This window comes from Maribacter halichondriae, from assembly GCF_027474825.1.
GTDB lineage: Bacteria > Bacteroidota > Bacteroidia > Flavobacteriales > Flavobacteriaceae > Meishania > Meishania halichondriae.
On the sequence record NZ_CP107030.1, the window covers coordinates 2,413,198 to 2,425,198 of the forward strand.

At 42.1% G+C, this 12,001-nt stretch carries 9 protein-coding genes and 1 pseudogene; 6 read left to right on the forward strand and 4 right to left on the reverse strand.

Annotated elements, in window-relative coordinates; all coding sequences use genetic code 11:
- Positions 1-7 precede the first annotated feature (7 nt).
- Together N8A86_RS10990 and N8A86_RS10995 are read right to left on the reverse strand one after the other, a co-directional pair.
- A complete protein-coding gene (locus N8A86_RS10990; RefSeq protein WP_273565424.1) occupies positions 8-643 on the reverse strand; it encodes a response regulator in 636 nt (211 codons plus the stop codon).
- On the reverse strand, positions 633-2,648 hold the full coding sequence (locus tag N8A86_RS10995) for a tetratricopeptide repeat-containing sensor histidine kinase (RefSeq protein WP_273565425.1): 2,016 nt from the start codon (positions 2,646-2,648) through the stop codon (positions 633-635). The genes N8A86_RS10990 and N8A86_RS10995 overlap by 11 nt, the downstream gene beginning before the upstream one ends.
- Positions 2,649-2,841: 193 nt before the next feature.
- On the opposite strand from N8A86_RS10995, the gene N8A86_RS11000 reads away from it, so the two are divergent.
- From N8A86_RS11000 to N8A86_RS11025, 6 genes are all read left to right on the forward strand, one after another.
- A complete protein-coding gene (locus N8A86_RS11000) occupies positions 2,842-3,465 on the forward strand; it encodes a porin family protein (protein ID WP_273565426.1) in 624 nt (207 codons plus the stop codon).
- Positions 3,466-3,584: 119 nt separating this feature from the next.
- Positions 3,585-4,016, forward strand: coding sequence for a hypothetical protein (locus N8A86_RS11005; RefSeq protein WP_273565427.1), 432 nt, complete (start codon positions 3,585-3,587; stop codon positions 4,014-4,016).
- A 44-nt stretch (positions 4,017-4,060) separates the two neighbouring features.
- The gene (locus N8A86_RS11010; RefSeq protein WP_273565428.1) at positions 4,061-8,008 is read left to right on the forward strand and encodes a M4 family metallopeptidase; all 3,948 of its coding nucleotides are present in this window, start codon (positions 4,061-4,063) and stop codon (positions 8,006-8,008) included.
- Positions 8,005-8,724 (forward strand): hypothetical protein, encoded by a 720-nt coding sequence (locus N8A86_RS11015; RefSeq protein ID WP_273565429.1) that lies wholly within the window; start codon positions 8,005-8,007, stop codon positions 8,722-8,724. The genes N8A86_RS11010 and N8A86_RS11015 overlap by 4 nt, the downstream gene beginning before the upstream one ends.
- A 359-nt stretch (positions 8,725-9,083) precedes the next feature.
- On the forward strand, positions 9,084-9,251 hold the full coding sequence (locus tag N8A86_RS11020) for a DUF6747 family protein (RefSeq protein WP_273565430.1): 168 nt from the start codon (positions 9,084-9,086) through the stop codon (positions 9,249-9,251).
- A gap of 115 nt (positions 9,252-9,366) precedes the next feature.
- The gene (locus tag N8A86_RS11025; RefSeq protein ID WP_273565431.1) at positions 9,367-10,824 is read left to right on the forward strand and encodes a sodium:solute symporter family protein; all 1,458 of its coding nucleotides are present in this window, start codon (positions 9,367-9,369) and stop codon (positions 10,822-10,824) included.
- Between the two features lie 30 nt (positions 10,825-10,854).
- Here N8A86_RS11025 and N8A86_RS11030 read toward each other — a convergent pair whose 3' ends face one another.
- A complete protein-coding gene (locus N8A86_RS11030) occupies positions 10,855-10,995 on the reverse strand; it encodes a hypothetical protein (protein WP_273565432.1) in 141 nt (46 codons plus the stop codon).
- A 69-nt stretch (positions 10,996-11,064) separates the two neighbouring features.
- Positions 11,065-11,888: pseudogene (locus N8A86_RS22020) on the reverse strand (SOS response-associated peptidase).
- Positions 11,889-12,001 lie beyond the last annotated feature (113 nt).

Consider the following 12,001-nt stretch of genomic DNA (forward strand, 5'->3'; position numbering starts at 1 on the left):
GAAATTGTCAGATCAATTTATACTCCACCGCAATCTTGATTAACGAGGCGGCATTCGATACTTCCATTTTTTGCATGAGATTACGTCTATGGGTCTCTACGGTAAGCGGACTTATAAAAAGTTCTTCGGCGATGGTATTCGTGGTCTTCCCTTCAGCGATCAATCGCAGAATATGGGTTTCCCTACGGGTGAGTTTTGGTAGATCCTTGCTCTCCTGTGATACGGAATCGGCCAGTATTTTCTGCACCTCGCTCCCGAAGTAAAAATTACCTTGGTGCACTTGTGAAATGGCACTGACCAGTTCGTCTGCAGTTGCATTTTTGAGCAGATAACCGTTAACTCCGTTTTTGATCATTTGATTGATGATGCTTGGTTCACTGTATGTGCTCAGGCCAAGAATACTGATTGTGGCACGTTTGTCTAAAATCAATTTTACCATTTCGACCCCGTTGATGTCCGGCAGATTGACATCTAAAAGAATAACATCAACGATTTCCTTTTCTAGATATTCGAGCGTGTCTTTCCCATTGGTAAAAAAGGTTTTTACTTCAACCCGTTCGTCATCGCTCAAAAGGGTTTTTAGGCCTTCGATGACCATCGGGTGGTCGTCAACGATCAATATACTTATCGGTTTATGCTGCATCTGAATCTATGGTGATATGTACATTGACTGTAGTTCCTTCATTTTCTTCAGACTGGAAATCTAGATTTCCTTTTAAGTACGCTACTCGCGTGCGCAGGTTCGAAAGACCCATGCCTCTGTTTTCATCGGTGGTTGCGTCTTTTGAAAATCCGACTCCATTGTCTTCAACAGTGATGTCCACGTTATTTCCTTCTCGCATATATTGTACCAATACTTCTGTGGCCTCCGCATGTTTTATAGCGTTGTTGATGAGTTCTTGAATAACACGGTACATGGTGACTTGTTGGTTTAGGTCGATGCCCTTGTCCGTTCCGTAAAACTGTAGCGTAACTTTGGTGTCTTTACCGGTCATACTGCTGCAATAATCTTTTAGTGCCGCTTGAAGTCCGAACTTGACCAAGGTTTCAGGCATCATATTACGGGCGATGGTTCGTAGTTCGGTTAACGAATCATCGAGGTCTTTCATTACCTTTTGCAATTGTTTTTTGGGATACTCCTTGGGTTCATCCTTATCCAATTTCGAGAGGTTTAAGCTGATGCCGGAAAGTCTGCCACCCAAACCGTCATGCAAATCAATGGCCAAGCGCTTGCGTTCTTTTTCCTGCCCTTCGATCATGGCGGAGTATATCTTGTTCTGTTGTTCTTGTTTCAACAGTTGTACTTCGGCTTCTTGCATACGTTCCTTTTTTCTGGCCTTTCTCAATTTTTGATTGTATCCGTAGTACCCTCCAAAAAGTAAGAGAGCTAAAATGCTCGCTATCGCACCCAAAAGATAAGCTTGAGATTTTTTCTCTTCGTTGTTAACTTCTAATGCCAAAATTTCTTTTTCCTTCTCGGCAGTCTCATATTTCAGATTCAATTCTTCAAGTTTTGCCAACGTGTTTATAGTTTCAAGGCTGTCATAAATGTCAACGGCCTTCAAAAGGTCTTCGTAGCCATTTTTATAATTTCCTGCCGATGCATGATATTGGGATCGTTTGTATAGTCCTTGAAACCAGCTTATACCTTTATCTATTTTTTTTGAATTGGTAATATATTCTGTCGTATAATTGATGGCATTCTCAAAATCTTTAAGAGCTTCATAAGCTCGGGCATACCGTTGCACTACCATACCATACTGCACGGAACTTTTGTCATTCTCCACCATGCCAATTATACTGTCAAGTGCTTTCAGAGCCGCTCTTGGCTGTTTGCTGCGAAGAAAGTATTGGCTATTTTGTATAACATAATTAAAAAGGTCGAAGTCGTTAGGATGTTTTTTTAGCATCTTTCTTGATTCTTCCAAATAAACTTTCATTTGACCCAATGAATCAAGGCTCTCACAAGCCATGGCCAATTGGGTCAGGTTGAAGGTGGTTTCTTTAGGGTCTTTGAGTAATCGATAAATGGTTCGACCTTTGAGCAAACTTTGATAGGCATCTTTAAAACTTGAAAGGTTGAGATGCTTGACACCGAGGTTTGTGTAAATGTTGGCCAAAAATAGGCTATCTCCCAACTTTTCGACCACAGGTATTACCTTCTCGGTAAATTCAAGTTCTTTTTCATTTTTCCCAAGATAGCCATAGGTAAGTCCAAGATTATAAGTGCAAATGGCCCAAAGACCCATGAGAGTCTCACTAGAATCACCTTCGATAAGGTTTTCGAACTGTTCGTTCCCTTTTTCAAGATAGACAAGTGCTTTTACTGGGTCAATATACATCAATGCCCTGCCAAGGGTAAAATTGGCATCGGCGAATCCTTTGGCATATCCTGTGCGCTCACTTGTTTCCAACGCCTCTTGCACAAGGGAAAAGGTTTTGGTCGAATCAATACCGTCATATTCCCTAGACAATAAACAGAGTATGTCGACTTTTTGGATTTCGGTTTCAGTATTTCGTTGTTCTTTTTCTAGATTTTGAATCTTATTCAGAATACTTTCCAAACTATCGACGCGCGCTTCACTACCCGTTTGGGCATGACAGCATACTGCTGTGAAAACTAAAAAAAAGAATAATAGCGAGCGCACTGTCAACAATAGGTTTATGATTTCTTAAGAGCCAATATACTATAACTATATGGCACTATAAATACCTTACAATCAATATACTGGAAAACCAGTAGAAAAAAATACAACGTTCAAGGTATTTCATAAACTAAAGGTTTCGGATAACTTGCTATCATCAAACAACATCAAATTTTGAAACAATAAATTTTGAATTATGAAAAAAATAAAAATTGTAATCATAACAATCGTCTTTGGTCTTTTAAGCTTTAATTCATTCGCCCAGTTTGGGGTAAAAGCCGGATTAGGAGTTTCAAACTGGACACTAAAAGATCGAGATGTGAATGCATCTCAAGAGTTGGTCAATGCCGGTTTCGCATTTCAAACAGGTTTTGGTTTCGAAATAGATTTTGGTGATATGGTCTCTTTGGAACCGGCTTTGCTCTTCTCGCAAAAAAGTTTTAGCATTGAAAGTACCGATGCTTTCGATTTCACCAAAGTCAAAACGTTATTTGTCGAAATGCCGGTGAACGTTAAAGTTTATGTAGTGAGCCTTGGTAATTCCGCAAGATTATATGCACTCGGTGGAGGCTATGTGGCCTATATGGTTTCTGGAAAATTGAATGGGGAGAAAATCGATATTGGCAGTAAAAGTACCGATGATTTTAAAGCTATGGACGGCGGCGTTAATGTAGGGGTCGGCGCGCAGCTATTCGATGCGCTGAACGTCGATATTTCTGGGGGGATAGGAATCGCCAACCTATCGAATGATCAGACTAACGGACTGACCAGTAGACTTAGTGTGGTTAGGCTTACGGTCACCTACCAATTTGGGGGCTAAACGAAATTCTATATGTAAACCTGTAGAAAAATAAGCTGTAGCATATTTTTTATAGGCAAGCATTTATACATACATTGTCATGTTATTTTGTATGCTTTAAAATTTAACCGAGACCTTTTATGAAACCAACCTTTTGTTTGACAGCTCTTTTGATTTTCTCTTTTTTAGGATGTAAATCGCAGCACTATTCTTTTGAAGAATTGCCTCCGGAAAGGATTGTCTTTGGAAACGGAGGCGGCATAACAGGTGCTTCGGATACCTATGTTTTACTTGAAAACGGGCAACTTTTCCATACAAATTCCTTGACCAAGGAAACTATCGAATTAGAAAAAATAAGCAAGAAGGAAGCTAAAAAGTGTTTTTCGAAAATAGATTCCCTGAACCTTTCGAAAATGGAGTTCGAGCATCCCGGCAATCGATATTACTTTATTGAGGAAATACATGGAGACGAAAAGGTCAAGGTTACTTGGGGGTCCAACGACCATGAAATCGATGAAGGCTGTAAGGAATTTTATAAGGAATTAATGACCACCATACAGTATAACGATTAAGAGATTCCCTCCTTCGAGGGAATGGAAAATAAATAACCTAAGTTATGAAAAGAACACTACTTATTAATCTTGCCATAGGGTGTTTTTTGGGAATGGTTTCCCTATCCGCACAAGACACCTTCGATGACAAGCGACACCCGAACACGGGTACTGTAAAGTCGACGGCCGTCCCAAAATTCAATACCAAAGTACTGAACATCAAAAGGGAAAAATCCATTACCGCAAAGTCGGGCCGTACCCAATTTCAGATGCCATCCGTCTTTAACCTGTCTGCTTCACCTTCCCTTTACACACATAAAATAGTGAGTAAATCTGAAGCAGGGCTTCCTCTTTTTATCGAGAGCAAGGCTAAGGCCGAAACTGCTAAATTGGTACAGCGACAGTCGTTGGAGGCGATAACTTCCGATTATTTGATGGACGTTAAGGGGTTGCTGCGCATCAACGACCCATCCTCAGAGTTCAAGGTCATTGCCAATACCAAGGATAAGTTGGGGCAGACACATATTAAAATGCAACAGGTTTTCAAAGGAGTAAAGGTTTATGGTAGTGAAGTAATCCTCCATTTAGACAAAAAACAGCAGGTACGAGGGCTTAACGGTAGAAACAGACCGACCCCGATCTTTGAGAATACGACCCCGAAACTATCCGTAGCGAATGCGCTTGCCGTAATCGAAAATGATTTGGGCAAGAAACTACCGAAAGCGACTGCCGCTAAGAATAATTCCCCTTTAAATCTTCCCGAACTCGAGGAAGAATTATTGATTTACCACTTTGAAGGAAAGGATGCACTGGCAAGGCACCTGACCGTCTACCCAAATATCATGGATCGATGGGAATATTTCATCGATGCCCAAACGGGAAAGATTTTAGATAAGTATTACCATACCTGTACTTTCCATTTTAATTTAAATAAAGAAGACAAACATTATAAAACAACAACGGTACCGCCGGAAAATGGAAACGGCAATGACCTGAACGGGGTAAACCGTCAATTGAATACCTATAGTGTCAATGGCACCAATTACATGGTCGATACCTCAAAACCTATGTTCAATGCCGCACAATCTGAGTTGCCGGATAATCCGGTCGGGGCCATAATGACCTTAGACCTAAGAAATGAGGCTCCCGAAGAAGGTGTAGAAATCTTTCATGTCACCTCGAACAGCAATACTTGGAACAATGCTACAGGGGTATCGGCCCATTATAATGCCGATGTCTCGTACGAATACTTTAGAAATACGTTCAATCGAAACTCCATCAATGGGCAGGGTGGTACGATTATTTCCTTTATAAATGTCGCCGACCCCGAGGACGGTGGAAGTCTTGAAAACGCATTTTGGAACGGTAAAGCTATGTTCTACGGCAATGGTAGGGTCGCTTTTGAACCTTTTGCAGGGGCTTTGGATGTCGGTGGTCATGAAATGTCACATGGCGTCATTCAGAATACCGCCAATTTGGAATATCGCTATCAGTCGGGAGCCATTAACGAATCGTACGCCGATATTTTTGGGGTCATGATCGATCGCGATGATTGGCAATTGGCCGAAGATATCGTAAATACCCAATATTTTCCTTCAGGAGCGATGCGCGATATGCAGAACCCGAACAATGGGCGAACCCAATTGGGCGAAAATGGTTGGCAGCCCAAAGACATGACCGAATATTATACGGGCGACCAAGACAATGGAGGGGTCCATATTAACAGTGGCATACCGAACAGGGCCTTTTATCTGGTCGCCACGGATATCGGAAAAGAGAAAGCCGAACAGATCTATTACCGGGCCTTGGATAATTATCTGACCGTTTCATCGCAATTTATCGACTTACGTTTGGCGATTATCAGGTCGGCAACGGACCTTCACGGTGAGAATTCTCTAGAGGTAACAGCTGTAATGAACGCCTTCGATACGGTTGGTATTACTGATGGGGCACCGACCGACACTGATAATGACATTCCGACGGCATCGGGAGATGAGTTTATTTTGAGCGCCGATGTGAATGCCAACGACCCCAATACGCTCTATATTTCAGATACCCAAGGGCAGAACTTTGTGCCGATGTCCACAACTGGTATATTTCGCAAGCCTAGTGTTGCAGATGACGGCAGTCTTACCATCTTCGTTACCGACAACAATACAGTAAATGCTGTAGTGTTGGATCCTAATAATCCGGAAGAATCGGTGCTTTCAGAGGAGCAAATATGGGCTGCGGTCTCTCTATCGAAAGATGGCAGTAAGCTTGCTTCGGTACGTAACGATCAGTCGAATATTATCTACATCTCAGATTTGGTATCCGGAGATTCAAGGGCCTATGAGCTCTATAATCCGACCTCGGCCGATGGGGTGACAACGGGCGAAGTTTTGTACCCGGATGCATTGGAGTGGGACTATTCAGGCCAATATTTGATTTACGATGCCCTGAACCGACTTCAAAATGGCACTGGGCAGGATATTGAATATTGGGATGTAGGTGCGTTAAAAGTTTGGGACAATCAAAGCAACACCTTTGGCGATGGTAATATTCAAAAAATATTTTCCAATCTACCCGAAGGTGTAAGTATCGGAAACCCATCCTTCTCCAAAACATCGGGAAATATTTTGGCCTTCGACTATTTTGATTCAGTAAACAATGAATATCGCGTATTTACGGCCAACATCGAGACCGGGGAGAACACCATTGTATATCAAAACAATAAATTGGGTTTTCCGAACTTTTCTAAGAATGACGATAAACTGATTTTCGATAGCACTAACAATGGTAGCGAGGTGATAGCCGTCATCGATTTGGCGAACGATAAGATGAGTCCGTCGGGCAATGCCACCGAATTGATAGTTGATGCGCAATGGGGCATTTGGTATACCGTGGGGGAGCGAAGCACCTTGAGTAACGAAAAGGAAATAACCGATTTTAGGTTTAATGTTACGGATCCTGCTTCCATTGGTGTTATAAGCGGAAGTGAAATAAATGTTTCCATTCCGGGCAATATCAATCCCGCGGCTCTGGTGGCGACTTTTTCCCATTCTGCAAATGCGACCGTTACGGTAGGTAACACAGTTCAACAGAGTGGGGTGAACGCCAATGATTTTACAAATCCTGTGGTGTATACCGTGACCGCCGAGGACAGTTCCATGAAGAGTTTTACAGTAACCTTGGGAGGAGGGTCAGAACCAGACCCGAACGATACCGACAATGATGGTGTGCCAAACGATTCGGACCAATGCCCGAATACGCCCTTGGGCACCGTTGTCGACGTAACGGGCTGCGAAATTTTTTCACTGCCTTCCGATAATTTTAGGGTACGGTCGAAAGGAGAGTCTTGTGCCGATAGCAATAACGGCAGTATTACAGTCGAAGCTGCAGCGAACTATAATTATACCGCTAACATAACAGGCAATGGACTCAATGAATCTGTCAACTTTACACAATCAGTGCTTGCTGAAAACCTCGAAGCAGGTACTTATACGATATGCATCACGGTCCAAGGGCAGACCGGTTATGAAAATTGCTTTGATGTTACGGTCGTAGAGCCGGAAGCACTTTCGGTCGCTTCCAAAGTAGATACGACGGGAAAGACGGTGACTTTGCAACTATCCGGTGGGGAAAGTTATTCCATTTCGATGAACGATGAGATACTAACCACAACGGAATCTGAAGTTACGGTTTCCCTAAAATCATCCTCAACAAAATTGATTGTAAAGACCGATAAAGATTGCCAAGGGGTCTATGAGGAAATCATCGATTTGACCGATAAAATCGTGATATATCCGAATCCGATAAAGAACGGCGAGATCACCATAGAGCTGGCAAGCACTTCCGAACAACCTATGAAAATACAACTGAATAGTTTTGACGGAAGGGCCGTATTACAAAAGACGGTCGAACCGAATACGACAACCATACAACTTGATGCCGATAGTTTGACATCGGGAGTGTATATGTTATCGGTACAAATCGATAGAAGAATAGAAACCTACAAAATCGTAAAACAATGAGAATCTTAAAAACAATTTTAGCGGCTTCGGCAATGATATTGTTGACCGCTTGCCCGGGGAGTAAGGATGGGGACTCAGAGATCGATTTTCCAAAATTACCGGGAGAAGGAGGAGATCCAGGCAGCGTTACCCTGGTATTCCCCGAAAACAATTCGGAATGTACCGAAGGTGTCACAGCGAACAATTTGCAAAGCACCATAACCTTTCAATGGGAAGCTTCAGAGAATACCGATAGTTACGAAGTAAATATCAAGAATTTGGAATCTAACGAAACCATCAAGACCGATTCGAATGTCAATGATGTCGAGATTACCTTGGATCATAATACCCCGTATGAATGGTTCGTAATCTCCAAAAAAGAAGGCTCAGAAGCGCAACCGGAAAGTGCGAAATGGAAATTTTATAACGCCGGTGCCGGTGTCGAAAATTATGCGCCTTTCCCAGCGGATGCAATTGCCCCGACACGTGGCCAGACGATTGGGACTACTACTTCGGTCGATTTACAATGGGAAGGTAACGATGTGGACAATGACATTGAAGGGTTCGAGGTTTTTTTCGGTACCAACGACAACCCTACCACGAGTTTGGGTACAACTCCTCAGAGTAGTATGAATGCCAATGTAAATTCTGGGCAGACTTATTATTGGCGTGTGACCACCAAAGACAAAGCAGGCAACAGCGCACAATCTGAGGTTTTTGATTTTAGGGTTCAATAGGTAAATGCGATGGGTCGATCGCGATTTGGCCCGTCGTAATGGTTATTTCTATTGTCCTCGCTCATAATGGAGTATTCGGCGCCATATTGTCGCCGATAATAAATTAAAATTTGTTTCAAGCCTGCATGCTGCATGCAGGTTTGAGTTAGTTTGGTTGAGGCCCTACATCGTCCCGATAATTATCGGGATACGGTGTAGGGCTTATCACTTTTATGAAAGTATTTCAATGGATTAAAAGGCTGAATTTTGAACGTTTTATCTATTTTTTTGATTATTTGAACTAGTATTTCGACCTTTTCTTGATCGTAGCATGGCCTTTGTACTCTAAGGAATATGTGTAACGATAAAATGATGATATTATGAAAACAACACTACTTATCAAGGAGATTTATTTGGAAGGTTTCAAAAACCTAGGAAATTATATCCTAAAGAACTATTTGAAGATTTTTGCATGGTTCAGTTTCTTTCTGATTTCAATAGGATTATATGCATTGATCTTTAGAATGTTTACAGGATTTGCCTTCTGATTCAATTAGATAGATTATATTTCACGGAAGCCCTCAATATCATTTGAGGGCTTTTTTTGTTATCAGAGTTTGTCGGTATCTTTCCTGTATTTTAGTAACGCCGAGATATTTTTGGATGGAGACAACAACGATAATACTTATTTGCATAGCGGTTTATATGTTATTGTTGATAGCGTTGGGACTGTATGCGAATAAAAAAAGGACTTCCAATTCGCTTAAAGATTTTTACTTGGCTGGCGGAGGTTTAGGCCCTTTTGTTTTACTGCTTACGCTATACGCTACCCAATATAGTTCCAATACCATGCTTATCGTTCCGGCCGAAGTAGTGAACCAAGGCATGGGCATGATTTTGGTTTTGGGGTACATGACTGCTATCGTAGTCCTCTATCTGACCTTTGCGCCCCAACTTTTCAAGATTTCAAAACAACATGATTTCATTACCCCGGGCGATTGGTTCGACAAACGTTTTAAAATGCCTTCGTTGACCTTGGTCGCCAATTTGATTTTGGTCATTGTCTCCGTCAATTTTTTATTGTCCCAGTTGATCGCCAGGGGCCATATCGCCACTGGTATTACTGACGGACAGATACCCTATTGGGCCGGAGTGGTTTTTTTGGCGTTCATTGTTATCATCTATGAGACGTTAGGAGGAATGCGTGCGGTAGCTTGGACGGATGTTATCCAAGGCCTGATGCTTTTGATCGGCTTGGGTGGATTGTTTTTCATAGTGGTTCCCGATGTCGACGAACTCACGGAAATCAGTAATTGGCTCATTGAGAACGAACCGGAAAAGATAGGGGTGCCCAGCTTCGATTTCAGGATGTATTGGGCGAGTACGGTCTTGATGATAGGACTCGGTGGGGCGGTATATCCACAGGTTATTCAGCGGATCTATGCGGCCAAGACCGTCAAGGTACTGAAGCAATCGTTGGGTGCCATGGTATTTATGCCCCTGATCACGGTATTGATCTTGTTCTTATTAGGCGTAATCAGTATTCCACATTTTATCGAGGTGTCAGATGCATCACAAGATACCGCACTGCCACAAATGCTTCAGGTATGGGGCCAAGAATCACTTTTGGCATTTGTGCTGATGATCGTTGTGGTGTTGGGGTTGCTTGCCGTCATCATGTCTTCTGCGGACTCTATTTTGTTAAGTCTATCGTCTATTATTTCAAAGGATATTCTCGGAAAGTCGATTTTAAAAAATAGCTCCGACCAGCAACTTGCAAAAACCGGAAAGATGATCTCTTGGGTCATCATGTTCTTGATCGTGTTGGTCGCACTCCAGCCCAAAATTACGCTATGGGGTCTGATCGAGTTGAAAATGCAGATTATGGTTCAGATTGCGCCGCTATTTATTTTGGGCGTTCACAGTAAAAGGGTTATTTCCGCAGGGATGATGGCCGGTCTGATCATCGGATTCCTATTTTCGATAACCACATTTTTTATGGGATATAAGACGTTGGCGGGCATTCAGTCAGGTTTGATTGGCTTGCTATTGAACGTAATCGCATGTTTTGTTTTTTCCCATTTTTTCAGAAATAAGTTAAACGCTGGTTATGAAGATTAAAAAAGTTTTTCCGTTTTGGGTTTGGATTGTTTATGCAGCTCTTTTTGCATTGTCCATTCCGTGGTATCTCCCCAAAAATGTGGAAATGAATTTGGTCATGGGGTTACCATTGTGGTTGATCAGCTGTATTCTGGCTGTTTTTCTTACTGCCTGTTTTACCATTTTCATCATAAATATATTTTGGAGATAGTCTTTTCAAAAGGGAGTATAAAGACATTGAGTGAATAGTGAGTTTAAAAATCAACCGAACAAATCCGTTGGTGGCTTTCCCTCATAGTCTATCGCCACTTCTTGATAATGGATGACCTCTGAAATATCCGGACGGTTTGAATCTGCTTTTGGGCTATATAAATCTTTACTTATTGGATAGGCGCTTATGTTTTCATCGGGCATATCGCCCGCTATTAGGTTTTCGATATCGTTCCTTTGGGCTGAATTGTCCAACCACCCATCAATCTGTCCATCATGTAGTATAACCGGCCTTCGTTTCTTGGTATTGTGTATTTTCTCGAACAGTGGTGTGGCGGGCTTCGTCAAAATCGCAAAGGTAGCATGGCCGTCATTTGTAAACCCGTATATCCCGGCCAGATTGATGATCTCTTTATCCTTCCTCTCAAAAAAAATGGCACTTTGAAAGGCTTTCCCTTTACTTTTACAGGGGTTGTGTGCGGTTCGAAAAAACCTGTTACCGGAACGATGCATCGTCTCTGCAACGCACTGTCCTTGTACATTTGCGAACTGAACAGTTTTTCACTCGTGGCGTTGAGTCCCGAACCGTACATAATGGTCTTTTTGTAGTATTCTGAAGCATCCTCGCCCGATTCCCAAGAGGGGATCAGACCCCACATGAGCGGGACGAGAAATTTCCTGTTCTCTTGTGGCAGTACTAGCATTATGGGATGCGGGGCTTCTTTCTTGCCACCTTTTATCAAATGTTTTGCAAATCCGTTGATATGGTACCGTTGAAGATCGTCTTCGTCAAGATATTCAGGCATTTTGGCGATAGCGTCAAACCGTTTTTCGAGTTCCGATTTTGGTTTACCTTGTTGGGTCGAATAGCACATTTTGACTGTATTGGGTATTTCTAATTTAAATGAAATTATGGGAAGAATAAAAAGAAATTGTTTTTATTGGAAATAATCCAATAAAATGGAAATATTCCATATATTAGCATACC